The organism is Streptomyces colwelliae, from assembly GCF_048158785.1.
Lineage (GTDB): Bacteria > Actinomycetota > Actinomycetes > Streptomycetales > Streptomycetaceae > Streptomyces.
Genome location: NZ_JBLTJC010000043.1, coordinates 15,168 through 37,481 on the forward strand (window position 1 = coordinate 15,168; position 22,314 = coordinate 37,481).

The following is a 22,314-nucleotide window of genomic DNA, read 5'->3' on the forward strand; positions in this document are numbered from 1 at the left end:
CGTTTCATCTCTCGTGGGGGCTTGGGGTGGGGAAGTAGGCGTTGAGGAAGCCGTCCAGCAGTTCCTGCTGCGCCTCGATGTCCTCCGGTGTCGAGAAGGCGTCGTTGAGACAGAAGGAGTCCTGGTCCCGGCCGTCGAGCAGCCGTTGCAGCCGGTCCGCCAGGTCCGGCACGGCCAGCTGGAGGTAGGTGAAGGGCATCGATCCCGGTTGCCCCCGGCCGGTCAGTGCCGCGTAGTAGAGCGCGAAGGACGAGGTCGGCGACAGATCGGTCATGGCGCGGAACCTGCTGGCCGATGTCCGCGCCCAGGCTTCGGGGAAGTCGCGCTCGGCCTCTTCCATCGCGGAGCGCCGCAGGGCGTACGGGATGTGTTCCATCGGCTGGGTGATCACTCGGCCGAAACGTTCCAGCAACAGGGCGCGGTTGTTCTTGCACGCGGCGTCGACCGGGGTGTCGGTATCCGCGACGGGACCCTGCGGGATGCGGTTGCGCGAGGGGAAGTAGCGGGCCGTCCCGCTCGGCGTGAAGAAGGCGTGCGGGGCCACCGGGCGGCCCATGAACATGTCGTCGTTGAAGTACAGGAAGTGTTCGGCCAGGCCCTCGATGTGGTGCAGCTGGCTCTCGATCGAGTGCGAGTTGAAGGTCGGCAGATCGGCCGGGTCGCGGAAGATCTCCCGGTGGGTGGCGATGCGCAGTCCGGGCAGGTCCTCGCGCAGCCAGGGCGGGACCTGGTCGTCGGTGACGATGTAGACGTTGCGGATCCACGGCGCGAACAGGTGCAGCGAGCGCACCGAGTAGCGCAGTTCGTCGCGGCTGATGAAGCGGGCGTCGCTCGCGGACTCGGCGTGGTAAGCCTCACCCTTCGCCTGCGCCTTGCGCTGCTGCCAGGACGGGTCGTCGCCGTCGACCCAGGTGTAGACGGCGTCGACGGGGAACGCGATGTCGTCGGCGCAGTTCACCAGGAACTCCGGGCGGGTGGCGAGCGCGGGCGCGAGGTGGCCCGGGGTCCAGTCCGAGACGAACCGGCTGAACAGGCGGGCCGCGCCGAGAACGCCCGCGCCGTCCGCGGCGACGGCCCAGGTGGCCCGGTTGGCGCGGGGGGCGACGAGGTGGGTGCCGTGCCGCTGCCAGAACTCGATCGCGCAGCCGTACTCGTGTCCGAGCAGCAGGTGGCGGCCCGGGTCGGTGCGCGACCAGCTGACCTGGAGGACGCGCGCGCCGGCGATGTCGCGCCAGGCCTTGGGGTCGCGCGAGGAGACGGGCTTGGCCGGCCGGGGCGCGTCCGGGTCGATCACCCCGAGGTGCCCCGGGTACTGGCTCAGCCCGCGGAACACCACGGCGAGCACCCGGTCCCGGTCCTCTTCGGCGACGGCGACGACCGTGCCGTGGTCCGAGGTGCCGCGTACGGCGAAGTGGGCGACACCGGCCGAGTCGAGCAGCGCGGTGACCGCGGAGCGGTTGGCCTCGCGGGCCGCCAGCGGGGTCAGGCCCGGCTCGACGTAGACGTCGCCGTGCTCGGCGGTGACCGTGGTGGGACCCGCCGCCACGGGACGCTGTCCTACGACGCCGTCCCGCGCGGGGCGGCCCACCGGGTCCGCCGACTGTCCAAGAGCATGATCGAACACGGTCGTCACGCCGCTCGCCCCCCACGGGCGGACGCACGCAATGGCACAGCCACCCCTCCACGACCACGTAAGACGACGGCAAGCGTGCCGTCGCCCGTTCACACCGAAAATTTAACGTTCACAGGACCGGCACATCATCATCAAGCGCTTACACAGCTGTCAACAAGGGCCGGAAATGACACAGAACACATACAACCCTTACGTCACGTTGAACGTCTGATGACCGGTGGACGACCGTCCACCGCCGCAGACGGGCCCGGTCTCTCCCCCCACTCGTGCCCCGAGCTCACTGGTGACGAGAGAGGACCGAGGCACATGACGCACGCCCTGACGGAGACGGACTCCCCGGGATCGAGGCGCGCGCCGTCCAACCGCCGGGCCAAACCCCCACGCCGGCGCCGTCGCGTGTGGCGCTGGGTCGCGCTGAGTCTCGTCCTGCTGGTGCTGGCCTCGGGCGGCGTCGGCTACTGGCTCTACAGCGACCTGAACGGCAACATCAAGGGCGTCGACCTCGACAAGGCGATCGGTGACGACCGGCCGGAGAAGCTGCCCACCTCGGGACAGAACCTCCTGGTCCTGGGCTCCGACTCGCGGTCCGGCGCCAACGCGTCGCTGGGCACGGGCAATGTCTCCGGGGCGCGCTCCGACACCGCGCTGGTGATCCACGTACCGGAAGGCCGTGCGAAAGCGGTTGCCGTGAGCATCCCGCGCGACACCCTGGTGACGCGTCCCGAGTGCACCGCGAAGGACGGCTCCACGCTGTCCTCGAAGAAGCGCGTGATGTTCAACTCCGTCTACTCGCTCGCCGGTCCCGCCTGTGTGGTCAAGACCGTCGAGCAGATGTCCGGGGTACGGATGGACCACTTCGTAGAGGTCGACTTCGCGGGATTCAAGGGGCTGGTGGACGCGATAGGCGGGGTCACCGTCACCGTCGACCAGGACATCCACGACACGTCCAGCGGCCTGGATCTGACCGCCGGCACACACCGGCTCGACGGCACGCGGTCGTTGCAGTTCGTCCGCACCCGGCACGGCATCGGCGACGGCAGTGACCTCGGACGCATCGGGCTCCAGCAGCAGTTCCTGATCGCGCTGCTGAGCGAGATCAAGAAGCAGGACCTCCTCGGCAGCCCCACCAAGGCGTACAAGATCGCCGACAACCTCACCGAGTCGCTCACCACCGACTCGGGCCTCGCCTCGCTCACCAAGCTCGCCGAGTTCGGACGCAGCATGAACGGCATCGATCCGTCCACCATGGAGACGATCATGCTGCCCGTGCGGTACGACACCCAGGACCCGAACCGCGTCGTGGCCGCGCAACCGCAGGCCGGCCAGTTGTGGCAGGCCCTGCGCAAGGACCAGCGGATTCCCGAGTCGGCGAAGAAGTCGCCGGCGACCGGGGGTTCGTCGTCCTGACGGCGGGCCGACTCGGCGGCCCGGTGCCGCCCGTCGTCAGACGCGGAGCGACGGAGCCAGTGCCAGACCGGGGCCCCCGGTCTGGCGGGCGACGCGCAGAGCGCCGTCGGGGCCGATCACCGCGAGCACGACACGGCCGCTTCCGTCCAGGGCGAGCGCCGGGGCGCCGACGCAGCGCTCACCGGTCGGGGACCACCACAGGCCCGCCTGCTCGTTCTCCGCGCCGAACGCGCTGAGCATGACCTGCCCCTCGTGATCACGGTGGGCCAGCACGGTGCAGTCGTACCCGTCGAGCACCGCACGCACCGCCGTGACGGGATCCGCGGCCGGTACACCGCCGAGGGGGATCACCCAGCCGCCGGGGCGATGGGCGACGAGTTGTCCGCTGTCCTGGTCGGTCCAGTAGTACGTCGCTCTGTCGGGTCCCGTCTCCAGCGCCGTCACCGTGCCCGGAGCCATCCGCAGCGGGATGTTCGGCTCCTGCCGGAAGTCGCCGTCGGCTTCCGCCTGCCGCCACCACATGGCGTCCCGGTCGCCGCCCGCCAGCACCTCGATGCGCCCGGAGGCGTGAGCGACCACGGCCGGTCCGTCCTGGACCCCGCTGCCCTTGAGGTCCTCCCAGGGTTCCCACTTCCCGGTGGCGCCCTCCCGGCGCAGCATCAGTCCGCGCCCCGCGTTGCGCGCGAAGACGTGCACCCGTCCCGACGCGCTGACCGCGGCCGCCGGAACTCCGAACCGGGCCGCCTTCTCCCGGTCCTTGTGCGGATTGCCCAGCGACCGCCACTCCGTGACCGTGCGGCCGGTCTGGTACTGAATGGCGTGGACGATGTCGACGGCGGGCGGCCCGTCGCCCTTGCGGGTCTCACGCCGCCCCAGGAAGTGGACGTAGGCGTCGGCGCCCTGGACCACCGAGACGTGGGTCAGGTCCGGCGCCGGGAAGAAGTCGGGCCCCGTCCAGTGCGGGCCGCCCGGCCGCGTCTCGGTCCAGCGCAGCAGTCCGGCACGCGTGCGGGCGTACGCGGTCAGCCTGCCGTCCTTGCCGAGCACGAGCCAGCGGCCGTCCAGGGTCGCCTCGGCGGTGTACCGCTCCGCCTCCGTGTGTGCGACGACCCTGTCGTCGGTTCTGCGTCGGGCGGCGCCGCGCCCGGATCCGGTCCGCATGACGTGGCCCGCCCCTTCTGTGACGCCCGGCACGTCTGACCTGCCGATTCCCCGAACACCTGTTGCGCGGGGACGCCGAGCGCGCCCCATCATAAGTCGAACATTTGACGAACACGGTGTGACGGCCGTGCGCCTGCCCGGCCCGGACCAGCACGTCTCCCGGGAGGGAGCCGTGACGGCGGGCCGGCCGTGGAGCGACGCGCACGAACCCCGTCAGACCTCCCGCCACGCCTCCAACGCCAGCCCCGCCTCCTCCTTCCGCCGTGTGACGAGCAGTTGACCGGTGGACGGCGACACCGTCGCCGCGGTCACCCGCTCGTCCTCGTCCAGGGTCAGCGACACCTCGGCGTCCGCCGGGAGTTGGGGGCCCGACTCGGTCCACCAGGCGCCGGCCGACTCCTGTTCGGTGGGGTACGCGGCGAAGGCGACCCGGCCGCTGGCCGAGCGCTGGGCGAGCAACGTGCAGTCGTGGCCGTCCAGTTCGCAGCGGACCGCGGAGACCGGGCCGGGGCCGGCGGAGGGCAGGAGGGTGATCGGCTTGGCGCCGGGGCGCCAGGCGCAGAGGTCGCCGGAGTCGTCCGTGTAGTAGAGGGTGGTGCTCTCCGGGGAGGTGGCCAGGGCGCGGAGCGTGCCGGGGCGGATCCTGGCCTCCATCGCCTCCTCCAGCACCGGCTGTTCGCCCGGTTCCAGCTGGCGCCAGTGCAGGATCGCGCCCGGCACCGCCGCGTACAGCTCGACCGTGCCGGACTCCCCCGTCACCGCCGCCAGTTCCTCGTGGACGCCGGTCCCCTTGAGGTCGCGCCACGGGCCCCAGCCGCCCTTCTCCTTCTGGGCCACCATGCTCACCCCGCCCCCGGCATTGCGCACGAAGACATGGGCGCGGCCCTCCGCGTCGACGGCGACCGCCGGTACGCCGGTGCGGTCGCCCTTCTTGTCCGGGTGGCCGATCGGGCTCCAGTCGAGGGCCGCGAGCCGGGGGCGGAAGTGCGTGGAGTGGACCAGCCCCGACTCGTCGGCCCGCGTGGGGCGCCAGGACACCAGGTGGGCGTAACCGTCCGCGCCCTGTCCGACGCCGAGCAGCCCGGGGTGCAGCTTCTGGTCGCCGCCGACCTTGCGCGGGTCGCTCCAGAGGCCGCCGGGGCCGCGTTCCGCCCGGCACAGGACGGCGTCGCCCGAGGGCAGATACACACTGAGCCGGCCGTCACGGCCGCGTATGAGCCAGTCGCCGTTCACCGCTTCACTGTAATTGGGGCGGATGTTTTCACGCCGGGCACCCCCTGCCCGCACCCGCCGGGCACCCCCTCCTCACATGCCCTGGGCACCCCTTGCCCACAACTCCTGAGCACCCCCCGCCCGCATGCGACCCTTGCCCCATGGACGAGGACACTCCCCTGCTCGTGATCGTCGACGGCGCGAACGTCGTCGGGTCGGTGCCCGACGGCTGGTGGCGCGACCGCAAGGGTGCCGCCGAGCGCCTCCGTGACCGGCTCGCGAGCGACGGTCTGCCGGGCCGCACGGACCCCGTGGAACTCGTCCTCGTCGTGGAGGGCGCGGCCCGTGGCGTGGCGTCCGTCCCGGGCGTACGGGTGGACCCGGCACCCGGCAGCGGCGACGACCGGATGGTCGAACTGGTCGCCGAGGCCGACGGCCGCCCGTGCCTGGTGGTCACCGCGGACCGTGAACTGCGGCGCAGGGTCACGGAGTTGGGCGCCGAGGTCACCGGGCCGCGCAGCGTACGCGGCTGACACCCAAGCGAGCGGCCCCGTAAGTCCCCTCCAGTGAGCGGGACTTACGGGGCCGGACGGCCAACTGGCGTGCCTACGAGGCGTTTCCGCTCGGCGGCGCTGCCGACTCGCGGGCCTCCGCCGCCTGTTGCAGGCCCAGGCGGCTGTGCGTGCGGCCGTAGAAGTAGTAGACGAGGAAGCCGATCGCCATCCAGATCGCGAAGCGGAGCCAGGTCTCGGCGGGGAGGTTGAGCATCAGCCAGAGGGAGGCCAGGACCGAGACGATCGGGAGGGCCGGGACCAGGGGGGTGCGGAAGGAGCGGGGCAGGTCCGGGCGCTTGTTCCTGAGGATGACCACGCCGATCGCGACCACGATGAACGCGAACAGCGTGCCGATGTTGACCAGTTCGGCCAGTTCGCTGAGGCTCGTGAAGCCCGAGACGATCGCGATGACCACGCCGAGGAGGATGGTCGGGCGGTACGGCGTGCGGAAGCGCGGGTGGACGTGCGAGAAGAAGCGCGGCAGCAGTCCGTCACGGCTCATCGCGAAGAAGACACGGGCCTGGCCCAGCAGCAGGATCATGCACACCGTCGTCAGGCCGATCGCGGCGCCGAAGCTGATCAGTCCCGCGAACCACGGGTGTCCGGTTGCCTTGAACGCGTCGGCGAGCGGCGCGTCGATCGACAGCGAGCTGTACTTCTGCATGCCGGTCACGACGATCGCGACGGCGACGTACAGCGTGGTGCAGATGACCAGCGAGCCGAGGATGCCGCGCGGCACGTCACGCTTCGGGTTGCGGGTCTCCTCGGCGGCGGTGGCGACGACGTCGAAGCCGATGAAGGCGAAGAAGACCACGGAGGCGGCGGTGAAGATGCCCATGACGCCGAAGTTGGAGGGCGCCCAGCCGAACATCAGCTGGATCAGCGGGGCCTTGAGGTTGCCGCCCGCCTCCACGGCCTGCGACTTGGGGATGAACGGCTTGTAGTTGTCGCCCTTGATGAAGAAGGCGCCGGCGACGATCACCACGAGGACGACGGCGACCTTGATGGCGACGACCACCGAGGTGACCCGCGCGGAGAGCTTCATGCCGAGCACGAGGATCGCGGTGAGGACGAGGACGAGCAGCGCGGCGAGGAGGTCGAAGCCGAAGCCGTCGGCGCCGTCCCGGCCGCTGAGCGCCTCGGGCAGGTGCCAGCCCGCGTTGTCCAGCAGCGAGTGGATGTAGCCGGACCAGCCGACGGCCACCACCGCCGTACCGAGGGCGAGTTCGAGGACCAGGTCCCAGCCGATGATCCAGGCGGGGAACTCACCGAGCGAGGCGTACGAGAAGGTGTACGCGGAGCCCGCGACCGGGACCGTGGACGCGAACTCGGCGTAGCAGAGCGCCGCGAGGGCACAGACGACGCCGGCCACGACGAAGGACAGGGCGACCGCGGGACCGGCGGTGTTCTTGGCGGCCGTGCCGGTGAGGACGAAGATGCCGGTGCCGATGACGACGCCGACGCCGAACACGGTCAGATCCAGCGCCGAGAGGGACTTTCTGAGCGCGTGCTCCGGTTCCTCGGTGTCCTTGATGGACTGTTCGACTCTCTTCGTCCGGAAGAGGGTGCTGCTCACGGGTGTACCTCCCACGCTTGGCGTCCTCGACATGATCGAGAGGGGGCATGGTGCGTATGCCCCGGCGCGAGCGGATTCACGCGAACGGGCTGCTTTCACCACTGCAAAGGGTGGTGGAAGCAGCCCGTCCGGCCGTGTGGCTTCGGTGTCAGTCGCGTGCGGACTCCACCGAGTCGACCTCGGCGGTGGGCCGTTCGAAGCGGCCGTCGAGCTTCGAGACCAGGCCGGTGACCTGGCGGGCGATGTCGGGAGCGGTGAGGCCGATCTCCGTCATCACCTCGGCGCGGGAGGCGTGGTCGAGGAAGCGCGGCGGGATGCCGAAGTCGCGCAGCGGGACGTCGACGCCCGCGTCGCGCAACGCCTGTGCGATCGACGAACCGACGCCGCCGACACGGGAGTTGTCCTCGACGGTGACGACCACGCGGTGCTGCTCCGCGAGCGGGGCCATGGCCTCGTCGACGGGCTTGACCCAGCGCGGGTCGACGACGGTGGTGGTGATGCCCTGCTTGTCGAGGAGGGCGGCGATCTCCAGGCACATGGGCGCCAGGGCGCCGACCGAGACCAGCAGAACGTCCGGGGCGTCGGTGCCGGGCGCGCGCAGCACGTCCATGCCGCCGATGCGGCCCACGGCGGGTACGGCGGGTCCGACGGCGCCCTTGGAGAAGCGGACCACGGTCGGCGCGTCCTCGACCTGGACGGCCTCGCGCAGCTGGGCGCGGACCTGGTCGGCGTCGCGCGGCGCGGCGAGGCGCAGCCCGGGGACGACCTGGAGGATCGACATGTCCCACATGCCGTTGTGGGAGGCGCCGTCGGTGCCGGTGACGCCGGCCCGGTCCAGGACGAAGGTCACCCCGCACTTGTGCAGGGCCACGTCCATCAGCACCTGGTCGAAGGCGCGGTTGAGGAAGGTGGCGTAGACGGCGAAGACGGGGTGCAGTCCGCCGGTGGCGAGGCCGGCCGCGGAGACGGCGGCGTGCTGCTCGGCGATGCCGACGTCGTAGATGCGGTCCGGGAAGGCGTCGGCGAACTTCTTCAGGCCGACGGGCTGGAGCATCGCGGCGGTGATCGCGACGATGTCCTCGCGCTCCTGGCCCAGGGCGACCATCTCGTCGCCGAAGACGGAGGTCCAGTCGGCGCCGGAGGCCTTGATGGGCAGGCCGGTGTCGGGGTGGATGGGGCTGATGCCGTGGAAGCGGTCGGCCTCGTCCTGGAGGGCGGGCTGGTAGCCGCGGCCCTTCTCGGTGAGGCAGTGCACGATGACCGGTCCGCCGAAGCGCTTGGCGCGGGCGAGCGCGGACTCCAGGGCGTCGATGTCATGGCCGTCGACCGGGCCGACGTACTTCAGACCGAGGTCCTCGAACATGCCCTGCGGGGCGATGAAGTCCTTCAGCCCCTTCTTCGCGCCGTGCAGCGTCTCGTAGAGGGGCTTGCCGACGACCGGAGTGCGCTCCAGGAGGTCCTTGCCGCGGGCCAGGAAGCGCTCGTAGCCGTCGGTGGTCCGCAGGGTCGCCAGGTGGTTCGCGAGGCCGCCGATGGTCGGTGCGTAGGAGCGCTCGTTGTCGTTCACGACGATGACGAGCGGGCGGTCCTTGGCGTCGGCGATGTTGTTCAGCGCCTCCCAGGCCATACCGCCGGTCAGCGCGCCGTCACCGATGACGGCGACCACGTGGTCGTCGCGTTTGAGGACCTGGTTGGCCTTGGCGAGGCCGTCGGCCCAGCCGAGGACCGTCGAGGCGTGCGAGTTCTCGATCACGTCGTGCTCGGACTCGGCCTGCGAGGGGTAGCCGGAGAGGCCGCCCTTCATCTTCAGCTTCGAGAAGTCCTGGCGGCCGGTGAGCAGCTTGTGGACGTAGGACTGGTGGCCGGTGTCGAACAGCACCCGGTCCTTCGGCGACTCGAAGACGCGGTGCAGGGCGATGGTCAGCTCGACCACACCGAGGTTCGGGCCGAGGTGGCCGCCGGTCTTGGAGACGGCGTCGACGAGGAAGGTCCGGATCTCCCCGGCCAGCTGGTCCAGCTGCTCCAGGCTGAGCCGGTCCAGATCGCGCGGTCCCCTGATGCGGGTCAGCAGCGGCACCCGTGCCTCCTTGCGAGTAGAGCTGATCGAGCTGTTGCCGGGCTTGTCGAGTCTAATGTTCCGCCTTTGCGGACGGCGCCCGGGCTCTGCGTCATACGTCACGCGATCGGCTGTACCCAAGAACAGCCATTCCTACGACATGACTGTGCCCGGTACCGCGTTCGGTACCGGGCACTGGTCGACAACGCGCAGGTCAGCCGCGACCGGCGGCCTTCTGGCTCTTGCGGGACACGGAGTCGATGACGACCGCGCCGAGCAGGACGCCACCCGTGATCATGTACTGGATCGACGTGTTCATGTTCAGCAGGTCGAGGCCGGTCTGGATCGACTGGATGACGAGCATGCCCAGGAGGGCGGACCAGACGGTGCCGCGCCCGCCGAAGAGGCTCGTACCACCGATGACGGCGGCCGCGATGGCCAGCATCAGGGTGTTGCCGCCACCGGCGTTGAGCGTGGCGCTCTGGGTCTGACCGGCGAAGAACATACCGCCGACCGCCGCGAAGCCGCCGGAGATGGCGAACACGGTGATCCGGATCATGGACACGTTGATACCGGCACGGCGCGCGGCCTCGATACCGCCACCGACCGCGAAGACCTTGCGGCCGTACGGGGTACGACGGAGCACGAAGTCCACGATCACCAGGGACGCGAGGAAGATCACCAGCGAGTTGGAGACACCGGCCGAGGAGTTCAGCACGTACGCGGTGACGAACGCGGCCACGGCGAGCAGGCCGACCCGCAGCCCGATCTCGCTGGTGGGCCGGAACGGCACCCCGGCGGCCTTGCGGCGGCGCTGCTCGACGAGCGAGCCGTAGAGCAGGGAGCCGACGCCGAGGGCGGCCAGGATGTAGGCGCCCGCGATCGACTGGTCCATGAAGAAGGAGCCCTGGCCGAGCAGGTGCACCGGACCCTCGTCCGGGATGTTGATGGTGCCGCTCGAACCGAGCAGCCACAGCATCAGACCGTTCCAGCCGAGGAAGCCGGCCAGGGTGACGACGAACGCCGGTACGCCGATCCTCGCGAAGAAGAAGCCGTGCAGCGCGCCGATCCCGATACCCGTGACGATCGTCAGGACCAGCGCCAGCCAGCCGTTCATCCCGTGGTTGACCACGAAGACGGCGAACAGGGTGGACGCAAGACCGCTGACCGAGCCGACGGACAGGTCGATCTCGCCGAGCAGCAGCACGAAGACCAGGCCGATGGCGAGCATGCCGGTGGCCGACAGGTAGTAGCTGATGTTGGACAGGTTGTCCGCGCTCAGGAACCGGCTGTTCTGCGACTGGAAGATGATGCCGATGACGATCAGGCCGGCGACGACCGGCAGCGAGCCGAGCTCACCGCCCTTGACCTTGCGCTTGAACTCGGTGATGTAGCCCTTGTAGCCCTCTTCGCGGACCAGCAGACGCGGGTCGACGACGGTGGCGGCACCGGCCGCCGCCGTGGGGTCCTCGGTCGGGGCGGCGGTGGTCGGTTCCACCGCGTCCTTCTTCACGGTGCCTGACGTGTCGCTCACTTTGCCGCCTCCGTGCTGCGCACCGCACGACGGGTCACGGCGTTGTCCGTGGCACCGGTGATCGCGGCGATGATCGTTTCCTGACTGGTGTCCTTCACCGGGAAGGAGCCGTTGTTCTTGCCCAGGCGCAGCACGTTGACGGTGTCGGCGACCGCCTTGACGTCGGCCATGTTGTGGCTGATGAGGATGACGCCGAGGTTGCGCTCGCGCAGCCGCTCGACCAGGTCGAGGACCTGGGCGGTCTGCTCGACGCCGAGGGCGGCGGTGGGCTCGTCGAGGATGACGACCTTGGGGTCACCGATCAGCGCGCGGGCGATGGCGACGACCTGTCGCTGACCACCGGAGAGGCTGGCGATCGGGATGCGCACGCTCGGGATGCGGATGGAGAGCGTGCTCAGCAGCTCACGTGAGTTCTTCTCCATCGTGACCTCGTCGATGACCCCGTGGCGCAGCAGCTCGCGCCCGAGGTAGAGGTTGCCGACGACATCGAGGTTGTCGCACAGCGCGAGGTCCTGGTAGACCGTCGCGACGCCGAGTCCCTGGGCGTCGTGCGGCTTGTTGATGCTGACCGGATTGCCCTCCCACTCGATGATTCCCTCATCGATGGGATGCACCCCGGCGATGGTCTTCACCAGGGTGGACTTTCCTGCGCCGTTGTCGCCGACCAGTGCGACGACTTCTCCGGCGTGGACCTCCAGCTCTACTTCGGTGAGGGCCTGCACCGCACCGAATCGCTTGGAGACTCCGCGCAACGCCAGCACGGGCGTAGCGGACACGTTAACCATCTCCTTCGCCGCCTGACCGGCGGGGATGCCGCGCTTGTCAAAAGGCGCGGAGGGTTGTGCCTAGGCACAGATTTACAAGATGAACATGCGCGCGGCCGATGCCAGTTGGCAACGGCTGCGTTCGCACGGGTTCCGATCGGCGCCCGCCCCACAGCGGGGTTTGAGGGTGGGGCGGACGCCGAAGGGGCTTTGTCACCGCTGGGCGGTGGTTACGACAGACCGGCCGCCTTGCACGCCTTGGCGTAGTCGGCGGTGCAGATCTGCGCGACGGTGTAGAGACCGTCCTTGATGACCGTGTCCTTGATGTTGGCCTTGGTGACCGACACCGGGGTCAGCAGCTGCGAGGGCACCTTGTTGCCGGAGCCGCTGGTCTGGGTCGTGGTGGCGAGCGAGGAGATGCTCTTGCCCTGCGCCAGGTCGACGGCGAGGGTGGCGGCCGCCTCGGCCTCCGGCTTGAAGGCCTTGTAGACGGTGCTGGACTGGGTACCGGCGACGATGCGCTGGATACCGGCGAGCTCCGCGTCCTGACCCGTCAGCGGGATGCCGCTGATGCCGGCGCCCTTGAGGGCGGTGGCGATACCGCCGGCCATGCCGTCGTTGGCGGCGTAGACGCCCGCGATGTTCTTGGCGCCGAGCTGGGTGATGGCCGCCGTGACCTTCTGGTTGGCGACGGTGTCCTTCCACAGGCCGGACTGCTCGTAGGCGATGTCGACCTTGCCGTCGAGGGCCTCGTGGGCACCCTTCTTGAACTGCGCGGCGTTCGGGTCGGCGTCGTCACCGTTGATCATGACGATCTTGGACGACTTGGTGGCCTTCGAGCCCAGCGAGGTGAGGAGGGCCTCACCCTGGAGCTTGCCGACCTGCACGTTGTCGAAGGAGACGTACGCGGAGACCGGGCCCTGGGCCAGACGGTCGTACGCGACGACCTTGATGCCCTTGTCCACGGCCTGCTGGATCGAGGACTTGATCGCGGCGGAGTCCTGCGCGCTGACCACGATCACCTTGACGCCCTTGGTGATCATGCTGCTGACCTGCTGGGCCTGGGTGGCCGCGCTGGCGTTCGCGTTGTTGTACTCGACGGTGCAGCCGGAGCAGAGCTCCTTCACCTTCGCCTCGAAGTACGGCTTGTCGAACTTCTCGTACCGAGTGGTGACGCTGTCGGGCAGGAGCAGACCGATCTTGGCGGTGGTGCCGCCCGAGGAGCTGGAGCTGCTGTCGGACTTCTTGTCGTCGCCCGCCTTGCCACAGGCGGCCATGGAAACGGCCATCGTGGTGGCGATGACAGCAACGGCGGCACGACGCATACGCGTGTTCACTTTGAAACCTCCCTGACGAGGCCGCGTCGTTGCGGCCGAGGTGGCTGGAAGTCAACTCGGCCGCGCGTTCGGCGTCAAGAAGTAAATACTTAACGAGATGGCAACGGCGTCGTGCGTTCTCTAAGTGAAGACAGGTGTCGCCGCAGTCAGCGACCCGTCCAAAAGGGTCGAATCGCCCATCTCGCTGAGTGCGAGAGCGAGCGCTCCGAGCACCTCCGCACGGCCTCCAAGTGCCCCCGGGAGAACGGAGAGTTGACGTGCCGCACTCGGGATCGCGTAGCGGCCTACAGACTCCCTGATCGGCCCGAGCACCAGCTCACCGGCCTCGGCGAGATCGCCACCGAGGACCACTCGGCTCGGGTTCAGCAAATTGCAGAGATTGGCGACTCCACTGCCGATGTGTCGGCCGACGTCGGCGATCACCCGACGGCAACCAGGGTCTCCGTCCCGCGCCAGCCGTACGACTCCCTCCATGGTCAGGTCGGTTCCGTGACTGGACTGGAGAAGCGGCAGCACATAGCGCGCGGCCGTGAAGGTCTCCAGGCAGCCCCGGTTCCCGCAACGGCAGACAGGGCCGGACTCATCAAGAGTAATATGCCCGATTTCTCCCGCTGTGCCACCCGGGCCCCGGTAGATCTTGCCGTTGATGACCAGTCCCGCGCCGACCCCGCTCGCGACCTTGATGTACGCCAGGTCCCTGACGCCCCGCCCGCTGCCCCAGACGAGCTCGCCGAGGGCGCCCAGGTTGGCGTCGTTGTCCACGTGCACCGGTACGCCCAGACGGCTGCCCAGCTCCTCCGCGGGTCTGGTGCCGGTCCAGCCCGGGAGGATCGCGGTGGAGCCCAGGGTGCCCGACTCGACGTCGATCGGTCCGGGCACGCCGAGGCCCACCCCGGCGATCTTGGAGCGGTCCACTCCGGTCGCCGTGATCAGCCGGTTGACCAGCTCTTCCGCCCGGTCGAAACCCTGCGTCGAGGAGGCGTCCACATCGACGGGTTCGGACTCCTCGGCCAGCACCTGGTGGGCGAGGTTCCCGACCGCGACGCGCAAATGCGTGTGCCCGAAGTCGACGCCGATGACGATGCCGGCGTCCCCGCTCAGGGAGACGCTGCGGGCCCGGCGGCCGCCCGCCGAGGTCGGCGTGACCTCGACCGTTCCGCCGTCCTTGAGTTCGCGCACGATGTTGGAGACCGTCGCGGCCGACAGGCCCGTCGTCCTCGCGATCTCCGCCTGCGTCAGCGACCCGGCCAACCGCACCGCTCGCACGACCCGTTCGAGATTGGCTCGGTGCAGTGACGACTGCGACCCCGGAGTCTCCACGACGACCTCCTGCGCGCGGGACCGCATCGATGAGGCCCCGTCTATGTCCAACTAGTGAACTCTAAGCTGAGCTGTTCGGGTTGCCTCCCGTCAAGAGGTTGAACCGCATCCGGGTTCCCGGACACATACGTGACCACCGCCCCCGGCCTGCCGGGAGCGGTGTCGGAACGATCACTCTCTGTCGCGTGGTCCAGGAGCGCTACTTCAGCGTCGCCGAGGTCAGACCGGACTGCACCTGGCGCTGGAACGACAGGTAGACGACCAGCATCGGGATCATGGCGATCGTGACACCCGCGAAGAGAACGGGCAGGTCGGAGGCGTAGCCCTGTTGCTGCTGGAGCTGGATGAGCCCCTGGGTGAGGACATAGCGTTCCGGGTCCGAGCCGCTCTGCGGCTGCATCAGGACCGTCGGCAGGATGAACTGGTTCCACTGACCGAGGGTGTTGAAGATGCCGACGCTGATCAATCCGGCTTTCGCCATCGGCAACATCACTTGGAAGAACGTCCGGGTGTGCGAGGCGCCGTCGAGGATGGCCGCCTCGAAGACCGCGGTGGGCAGCGTCCGGAAGAACGCGTGCATGAAGAACACCGTGAACGGCATCGAGTAGGCGATGTAGACCAGGATCAGCCCCTGGTACGTGTTGAGCATGTCGAGGCGCTTGACCATGAAGAACAGCGGGACGAGGGCCAGGAACACCGGGAACATCGCGCCGGCGACGAAGAAGTAGTACAGCAGCCGGTTGCCCCAGAACCGGTAGCGGGCCAGCACGTACGCGGCCATGGAGCCGAACAGCATCGTCAGCGGGACCGAGAACACCAGCACGATCACGGTGTTGAGGAAGTAGTCGCCGATGCCCTTGCTCCAGGCCCGCCGGAACACGTCGAACGACCAGTTCTGCGGCCAGCCGAAGGCCGAGTTGCCGATCTGCACGTCGGTCTTGAACGAACTGAACACCAGCCACAGCAGCGGCAGCACGATCAGCAGGGCCCACAGGGCCAGGAAGCCGTGTGAGAAGGCGTTCAGTACGACGCCCTCGCCGCGCGGCTCACCGGCCCGGGCGCCGGCCTTCCCCACCGACGGCTGCGGCGGGACGGTGCCGCCCGTGGGGGCGGTCTCCTTCAGGGGTGCGCTCATCGTCGTATGTCTCCCGCTCAGAACTCGATGCGCTCACGGCGGGTGGCGCGCAGCGTGACCACGGACAGGACCAGGGTGAGCAGCAGCATGACGACGCCCATCGCGCAGGCGTAGCCGCTCTTGCCGAAGTAGAGGAAGTTGCGCATCATCACGGTCGACATGACGTCGCTGCCGTGGTCGGGACCGCCTCCGTAGGCGCCCATGTTCGAGGTCATGGAGGAGACCAGGACGAACATGTCCATCGCGATGATGCCGAGATACACCCAGGCCGTCTGGACGGTCTCCCAGAGCAGCGGCAGCGTGATCCGGAAGAAGGACTGGGAGCGGCCCGCGCCGTCGATCAGCGCGGCCTCGTAGATGTCGCGCGGAATGGACTGCATGGCCGCGGAGAACAGCACCAGATAGAAGCCGACGCCGTGCCACACCACGACCGCCATCAGCGCCCACAGCACCACGTTGGGCTCGTTGAGCCACTCCACCGGATTGTTGACGTCCACCAGGTGGAGTTTGATCAGGAAACCGTTGAGCAGACCGCCGCCGTCACTGCGGTACACCGCGTTGAACAGCACCGCGAGAATCGCCAGGGACAGGACCTGCGGGAAGAAGTAGACGATTTTGTAGAAACCGGAACCGGCGACTCCCTGCACGCCACCGGCCTTGCTGTGCCCTCCCGCGTTCACCATGAAGGCGAAGAAGAGGGCGAGGAGAATGGTGATCACCGGGATGAACACCAGGAACAGGAGGTTGTGCCAGATGGCCTGCTTGAAGACGTCGTCGTGGATCAGCGTTCGATAGTTGTCCAGTCCGACGAACTTGAAGGTCTGTGACTCGCCTTTCCAGTCGGTCAGCGAATAGCCGAACGTCTGGATGTACGGCCAGATCACGAAGATCAGATAGAGCGCCACGGGAACGAAGAGAAATCCCGTGACGAACCTGTACTGCCCTTTGCGCATTGGCGTTTCCTGCCCCTGGTGTCCCGAGCGTGATCAGGTGGTGCGATCAGGCCTTGTGATCAGGAGTGCACGTTCTTCTTGGACGCCGGGTCCTTGGCCTGCTTGTCGACGGCGGCCTGGCAGCGCTTCAGCCACTCCTTGGGCTGGATGCGCTTGGCCATCAGCTCGTTGGACGCGTTCTGGATGGAGGTGTCCATCTCGCTGTACCAGTCGGGGTACAGGAAGCGGAAGGTGTTGTCACCGGCCGCCTTGGACGCGTCGACCGTGGACTGGGTGCCCGGGCGCAGGGTGACGCTGGAGTCGACACCGTCCTTGAGGATGGTGAGCGAGTTGGCCTCCTTGGCGAAGAGCGTCGACCACTCCTTGGAGAGCATGTGGCGCATGAACTCCTTTGCGCCGGGGAGGTTCTTGGCCTTCGCGGGGATGATGAAGGGCTCGCCGGAGCCGGCCCGGATCGCCTCGAACGGCATCTTGCTGTCGGCCAGCAGCGGCATCGGCAGGAACTTCATGTCGAAGTCCGTCGGCGTCAGCTTGAGCTGCTCGTTCTCCAGCCAGGAACCGCAGGTGATGAACGCGGCCTTGTACTGGTTCCAGCGCGTCTGCGACTCGGTGTGGGTCAGGCCGTTGGTGCCGGGCATCAACAGGCTCTTCTCCACCACCTCGTAGATCGCCTCGACGCCGGCCTGCGCGGCGGCCGAGCCGACGAACGCCTTCGGGTCGAGGTTGTCGATCGCCTTGACGGCGTCGATCCCGCCCTTCTTCGCGATCAGGTCCATGATGGCGACGTTGATGTAGTACGGGTACTTGCCCTGGTGGGCGAGACCCCCGATACCGGCCGCCTTCGCCTTCTGGCACACGGCGATGAACTCGTCCCAGGTCTTCGGCGGGGTCCAGCCCTTCTCCTTGAAGAGCTTGCCGGAGTACCACAACCCCCAGACCGTGTAGATGTAGTTGAGGGCGACGACCTTGCCCTCCTGCACACCCGGGTCGAGGGTGCCGGGGATCAGCAGATCGCGCACCTTCTTGCTCGGGTCGTCGATCGCCGGCGCGTCGAGGACCGGGGAGAGATCGAGCAACTGGCCGTTCTTGTACAGGACGTCGATCTTGATCTGCTGGGCGCCGGAGTCGTCGACGATGTCCGGCGGGTTGCCCGCGTTGAAGCGCGGCTGGAGCTTGCCGGTGATCTCCTGCGTACCGGTATGCGTCGAGCTGACGCCGATCTTCGTCTTGAAGTTGGCTTCCCACGCCTTCGCGTAGTCGTCGCCGTAACCGCCCTTGAAGACGACGACGTCGAGGGTGCTGCCCTTCTTCACACCGAAGGGATTCGACTTCGACGTGGTGCCTTTGGTGCTGTCGTCACTGCTGCTGTCGTCCCCGCCACCGCTGGCACACGCGGACAGGAAACTCATCGTGGGTACGGAGATCAGACCGAGTGCGGCCGACCTCTTGATCAGATCACGGCGGCCGACGCCATTGGAACCGTTGTTCTCGGCGGAAGTGGATCCCATGCTCAAGTCCTCGCCTTCAACAGGACTCAGGCGGTGAACCGGATCCTCCCCGGCACCGCGGTCAGGTCGAGCTTGGTCGTGCAGAGGTACTTCGTGCGTGCTGCTGTGAGAGCGGTGTCGAACGCGACAGGTATAGTCCACTTCCCGCCGACAGAGCAAGATCGAATGCAGGGTAGGTTGTCGGTCTTTTCCGAAGTGAGACCTCGCGGAAATATGAACGCTCTGTGTGTTCGATGCCGGAGAAATCCGCGTTATTGCCCTCGAATGCCTCACTCAACACCCTTGACATCCCTGGCCACTTGACTCCCTACTGTTGCTTGCGCGTCGAATTTGACAACGTTGTCCAACGTGCAGGGAGGATGCTCTCGTATGCATCACAGATGGTGGGGTCCGGCGGCCGTGTCGACCGCCGCACTGGCTTTGCTCGTGGGCTCTCAGGGGGTGGCGGTCGCCCTGCCCGCGAAGGCCCTGGCCGCCGGCGGGGAGTTCGCCTCCTCGTTCGAGACGGGAGATCCGGCGCCCGACTGGCTGAACACGGTCGACACCGCGCCGGACGGCTCCAAGCGGGCCTCGGGCGTCGACGGCGGCTACAGCACCGGCATCCCGGGCAATGTGACCGACCATGTCACCGACGTCCGGGCGAGCGCCGAGAACACGGGCGGCGGCGAGGTGAAGGAGAACCTCGTCGACGGCGAGTCCGGCACCAAGTGGCTGACCTTCGAGTCCACCGGCTGGGTCGAGTTCGACCTCGACAAGCCGGCCAAAATAGTGACGTACGCCCTGACTTCGGCGAACGACTTCGCCGAACGCGATCCGAAGGACTGGACGCTGTCGGGCTCGACGGACGGCAAGGACTGGAAGACCCTGGACACCCGCTCCGGCGAGTCCTTCGCCGACCGGTTCCAGACGAAGTCGTACGACCTCGCCGAGCCGGCCGAGTACCAGCACTTCCGGCTCGACATCACGAAGAACAACGGCGCGAGCGGCATCCTCCAGCTCGCCGACGTCCAGTTCTCGACGGGCGGGAGCACCGCCCCCATCCCCGAGGACATGCTCTCGCTGGTCGACCGGGGCCCCAGCGGCTCCCCCACCGCGAAGGCGGGCGCCGGCTTCACCGGGAAGCGCGCACTGCGCTACGCGGGCCGTCACACGGCGACGGGGCGGGCGTACTCGTACAACAAGGTCTTCGACGTGAACGTGCCGGTCGGCAAGGACACTTCGCTGTCGTACAGGATCTTCCCGCAGATGTCCGACGGCGACCTCGACTACGACGCCACCAACGTCTCCGTCGACCTGGCCTTCACGGACGGCACCTTCCTCAGTGATCTCGGCGCGACGGACTCACACGGCTTCGCGCTGACTCCGCAGGGACAGGGCGCGGCGAAGATCCTCTACGTCAACCAGTGGAACGACGTCCTCTCGCGGATCGGTTCGGTCGCGGCCGGGAAGACCGTCGACCGGATCCTGCTGGACTACGACTCCCCCGGTGGCCCGGCGAAGTTCCGGGGCTGGCTGGACGACGTGAGCCTCAAGACGGTCGCGCCCGAGAAGCCGAAGGCGCATCTGTCCGACTACGCGCTGACCACCCGGGGCACCAACTCCAGCGGCAGCTTCTCTCGCGGCAACAACTTCCCCGCCACGGCGCTGCCGCACGGCTTCAACTTCTGGACGCCGGTGACGAATTCGTCGTCGCTGAGCTGGCTCTACGACTACGCACGCGCGAACAACGACGACAACCTGCCGACGCTCCAGGCGCTCAGCCTGAGCCATGAGCCCAGCCCCTGGATGGGCGACCGGCAGACCTTCCAGGTGATGCCGTCGGCCGCCTCGGGCGCCCCCAACACCTCGCCCACGGCACGGGAGTTGGCGTTCAAGCACGAGAACGAGACCGCGCGCCCGTACTACTACGGCGTCACGTTCGAGAACGGTCTGAAGGCCGAGATGGCCCCGACCGACCACGCGGCCTCGCTGCGCTTCACCTACCCCGGCGACGACGCGAGCGTCATCTTCGACAACGTCACCGAGCAGGCGGGCCTGACCCTCGACAAGACCAACGGGACCGTCACCGGCTACTCGGACGTCAAGTCCGGGCTGTCCACCGGCGCTACGCGGCTCTTCGTCTACGGCACGTTCGACGCGCCGGTGACGGACGGCTCCTCCAGCGGCGTCAAGGGCTATCTGAAGTTCAAGCCGGGCGCCGACCACACGGTCACCCTGCGCCTCGCGACCTCGCTGATCAGCGTCGACCAGGCGAAGGACAACCTGCGCCAGGAGATCCCGGACGGCACCTCGTTCGACACGGTCAAGCAGCAGGCCCAGAAGGTGTGGGACAAGCTGCTCGGCAAGGTCGAGGTGGAGGGCGCGACGCCCGAGCAGCTGACAACCCTGTACTCCAGCATGTACCGGCTGTACCTCTACCCCAACTCCGGCTTCGAGAAGGTCGGTTCGACGTACCAGTACGCGTCACCGTTCTCCCCGATGACGAGCCAGGACACCCCGACCCACACCGGCGCGAAGATCGTCGACGGCAAGGTGTACGTCAACAACGGCTTCTGGGACACGTATCGGACGACCTGGCCGGCGTACTCGTTCCTGACGCCCAGTCAGGCGGGTGAGATGGTCGACGGGTTCGTGCAGCAGTACAAGGACGGCGGCTGGACCTCGCGCTGGTCCTCGCCCGGCTACGCGGACCTGATGACCGGCACGTCCTCGGACGTCGCGTTCGCGGACGCGTACGTCAAGGGCGTGAAGTTCGACGCCAAGTCGGCCTACGACGCGGCCGTGAAGAACGCGACCGTCGTCCCGCCCGCCTCCGGTGTCGGCCGCAAGGGAATGACCACCTCGCCCTTCCTCGGCTACACGAGCACCGACACCAACGAGGGCTTCTCCTGGGCGATGGAGGGCTACAACAACGACTACGGCATCGCGCAGATGGGCCTGGCCCTCTACAAGAAGACCGGCGAGAAGCACTACAAGGAGGAGTCCGAGTACTTCCTCAACCGCGCCCAGGACTACGTGAACCTGTTCGACAAGCAGGCCGGGTTCTTCCAGGGCAAGGACGCCAAGGGCAACTGGCGGGTGGACTCGGCGAGTTACGACCCGAAGGTCTGGGGCTACGACTACACGGAGACCGACGGCTGGGGCTACGCCTTCACCGCCCCGCAGGACAGCCGGGGCCTCGCCAACCTGTACGGCGGCCAGCAGGCCCTCGGGGACAAGCTCGACCAGTACTTCAGCACCCCGGAGACCGCCTCGCCCGACAACGCCGGTTCCTACGGCGGGGTCATCCACGAGATGACGGAGGCGCGGGACGTCCGCATGGGCCAGTACGGGCACTCCAACCAGGTCGCCCACCACGTCACCTACATGTACGACGCGGCCGGCGAGCCCTGGAAGGCTCAGAAGGACGTGCGGGAGGTGCTGTCGCGGCTCTACACCGGCAGCGAGATCGGGCAGGGCTACCACGGCGACGAGGACAACGGCGAGCAGTCGGCGTGGTACCTCTTCTCCGCGCTCGGCTTCTACCCGCTGGTGATGGGCAGCGGCGAATACGCCATCGGCTCCCCGCTGTTCACCAAGGCGACCGTCCACCTGGAGAACGGCAAGGACCTCGTCGTCAAGGCGCCGAAGAACAGCACGAAGAACATCTACGTGCAGGGTCTGAAGGTCAACGGCCAGAACTGGACGAAGACCTCACTCCCCCACTCGCTGCTGGAGAAGGGCGGAGTGCTGGACTTCTCCATGGGCTCCAAGCCCTCGTCGTGGGGCAGCGGCAAGAACGCGGCGCCGGTGTCGATCACCAAGAACGACAAGGTGCCGACGCCCCGGTCCGACCAACTCGCGGGTGTCGGGGCCCTGTTCGACAACACGTCGGCCACGGAGACGACGGTGACCTCGGTGGACCTGCCGGTCACGAAGGCCACCAAGGGCGTCCAGTACACGATGACGTCGTCGAAGGACCACACGCAGGCACCGACCGGCTGGACCCTCCAGGGCTCGACCGACGGCACCACGTGGAAGACACTCGACAAGCGCTCCGGCGAGTCCTTCACCTGGGACAGGCAGACGCGTGTCTTCTCGGTCAAGTCACCTGGTTCGTACGGGCATTACCGCCTGGTGCTGACCGGCTCGTCGACCCTCGCGGAGGTGGAACTGCTCGGCTGA

Annotated in this window: 15 protein-coding genes; 3 read left to right on the plus strand and 12 right to left on the minus strand. The window is 68.1% G+C overall.

The annotated features are described in order from the left end of the window. Positions 1–4: 4 nt before the first annotated feature. Positions 5–1,633 (minus strand): stealth family protein, encoded by a 1,629-nt coding sequence (locus ACNFOC_RS12065; protein ID WP_416959102.1) that lies wholly within the window; start codon positions 1,631–1,633, stop codon positions 5–7. 306 nt (positions 1,634–1,939) lie between these two features. Between ACNFOC_RS12065 and ACNFOC_RS12070 the strand changes: the two genes are divergently transcribed. Beyond that, on the plus strand, positions 1,940–3,040 hold the full coding sequence (locus tag ACNFOC_RS12070; RefSeq protein ID WP_416959103.1) for an LCP family protein: 1,101 nt from the start codon (positions 1,940–1,942) through the stop codon (positions 3,038–3,040). Positions 3,041–3,076: 36 nt separating this feature from the next. On the opposite strand, the gene ACNFOC_RS12075 is transcribed toward ACNFOC_RS12070, so the two are convergent. After that, positions 3,077–4,201 (minus strand): DUF8189 domain-containing protein, encoded by a 1,125-nt coding sequence (locus ACNFOC_RS12075; RefSeq protein ID WP_416959104.1) that lies wholly within the window; start codon positions 4,199–4,201, stop codon positions 3,077–3,079. A gap of 213 nt (positions 4,202–4,414) precedes the next feature. Next, entirely contained in the window at positions 4,415–5,434 is a 1,020-nt protein-coding gene (locus ACNFOC_RS12080; RefSeq protein ID WP_416959105.1) for a PLL family lectin, read from the minus strand. 140 nt (positions 5,435–5,574) lie between these two features. On the opposite strand from ACNFOC_RS12080, the gene ACNFOC_RS12085 reads away from it, so the two are divergent. Continuing rightward, the gene (locus ACNFOC_RS12085) at positions 5,575–5,946 is read left to right on the plus strand and encodes a PIN domain-containing protein (RefSeq protein ID WP_416959106.1); all 372 of its coding nucleotides are present in this window, start codon (positions 5,575–5,577) and stop codon (positions 5,944–5,946) included. A gap of 73 nt (positions 5,947–6,019) precedes the next feature. On the opposite strand, the gene ACNFOC_RS12090 is transcribed toward ACNFOC_RS12085, so the two are convergent. The 9 genes from ACNFOC_RS12090 to ngcE form a co-directional block, all read right to left on the minus strand. Then, a complete protein-coding gene (locus tag ACNFOC_RS12090; protein WP_416959107.1) occupies positions 6,020–7,543 on the minus strand; it encodes an amino acid permease in 1,524 nt (507 codons plus the stop codon). Between the two features lie 148 nt (positions 7,544–7,691). Beyond that, positions 7,692–9,620 (minus strand): 1-deoxy-D-xylulose-5-phosphate synthase, encoded by a 1,929-nt coding sequence (dxs, locus tag ACNFOC_RS12095; protein WP_416959108.1) that lies wholly within the window; start codon positions 9,618–9,620, stop codon positions 7,692–7,694. Positions 9,621–9,813: 193 nt separating this feature from the next. Further along, a complete protein-coding gene (locus tag ACNFOC_RS12100; RefSeq protein WP_416959109.1) occupies positions 9,814–11,133 on the minus strand; it encodes a sugar ABC transporter permease in 1,320 nt (439 codons plus the stop codon). Continuing rightward, the gene (locus ACNFOC_RS12105; RefSeq protein WP_266862968.1) at positions 11,130–11,918 is read right to left on the minus strand and encodes an ATP-binding cassette domain-containing protein; all 789 of its coding nucleotides are present in this window, start codon (positions 11,916–11,918) and stop codon (positions 11,130–11,132) included. Before ACNFOC_RS12105 ends, ACNFOC_RS12100 begins: the two co-directional genes overlap by 4 nt. Before the next feature lie 209 nt (positions 11,919–12,127). After that, positions 12,128–13,234 carry a sugar ABC transporter substrate-binding protein gene (locus tag ACNFOC_RS12110; protein ID WP_416959110.1) on the minus strand — a complete coding sequence of 369 codons (1,107 nt, stop codon included), beginning with the start codon at positions 13,232–13,234 and terminating at the stop codon, positions 12,128–12,130. Positions 13,235–13,354: 120 nt separating this feature from the next. Beyond that, positions 13,355–14,554: an ROK family transcriptional regulator gene (gene rok7B7, locus ACNFOC_RS12115; protein ID WP_019063292.1), complete on the minus strand. Its 1,200-nt coding sequence runs from the start codon at positions 14,552–14,554 to the stop codon at positions 13,355–13,357. 199 nt (positions 14,555–14,753) lie between these two features. Next, on the minus strand, positions 14,754–15,689 hold the full coding sequence (locus ACNFOC_RS12120; RefSeq protein ID WP_416959111.1) for a carbohydrate ABC transporter permease: 936 nt from the start codon (positions 15,687–15,689) through the stop codon (positions 14,754–14,756). 17 nt (positions 15,690–15,706) lie between these two features. After that, positions 15,707–16,642 (minus strand): carbohydrate ABC transporter permease, encoded by a 936-nt coding sequence (locus tag ACNFOC_RS12125; RefSeq protein WP_416959112.1) that lies wholly within the window; start codon positions 16,640–16,642, stop codon positions 15,707–15,709. 59 nt (positions 16,643–16,701) lie between these two features. After that, on the minus strand, positions 16,702–18,150 hold the full coding sequence (ngcE, locus tag ACNFOC_RS12130; RefSeq protein WP_416959113.1) for an N-acetylglucosamine/diacetylchitobiose ABC transporter substrate-binding protein: 1,449 nt from the start codon (positions 18,148–18,150) through the stop codon (positions 16,702–16,704). Positions 18,151–18,519: 369 nt separating this feature from the next. On the opposite strand from ngcE, the gene ACNFOC_RS12135 reads away from it, so the two are divergent. Next, entirely contained in the window at positions 18,520–22,314 is a 3,795-nt protein-coding gene (locus ACNFOC_RS12135; protein ID WP_416959114.1) for a GH92 family glycosyl hydrolase, read from the plus strand.

Excerpts from the sequence above, each read along its gene's own strand:
- ACNFOC_RS12125 (WP_416959112.1), bottom strand. The coding sequence starts at position 16,642 with ATGCGCAAAGGGCAGTACAGGTTCGTCACGGGATTTCTCTTCGTTCCC.
- ACNFOC_RS12120 (WP_416959111.1), bottom strand. The coding sequence starts at position 15,689 with ATGAGCGCACCCCTGAAGGAGACCGCCCCCACGGGCGGCACCGTCCCG.
- ACNFOC_RS12105 (WP_266862968.1), bottom strand. The coding sequence starts at position 11,918 with ATGGTTAACGTGTCCGCTACGCCCGTGCTGGCGTTGCGCGGAGTCTCC.
- ACNFOC_RS12075 (WP_416959104.1), bottom strand. The coding sequence starts at position 4,201 with ATGCGGACCGGATCCGGGCGCGGCGCCGCCCGACGCAGAACCGACGAC.
- ACNFOC_RS12085 (WP_416959106.1), top strand. The coding sequence starts at position 5,575 with ATGGACGAGGACACTCCCCTGCTCGTGATCGTCGACGGCGCGAACGTC.
- ACNFOC_RS12070 (WP_416959103.1), top strand. The coding sequence starts at position 1,940 with ATGACGCACGCCCTGACGGAGACGGACTCCCCGGGATCGAGGCGCGCG.
- ACNFOC_RS12135 (WP_416959114.1), top strand. The coding sequence starts at position 18,520 with ATGCATCACAGATGGTGGGGTCCGGCGGCCGTGTCGACCGCCGCACTG.
- ngcE (WP_416959113.1), bottom strand. The coding sequence starts at position 18,150 with ATGGGATCCACTTCCGCCGAGAACAACGGTTCCAATGGCGTCGGCCGC.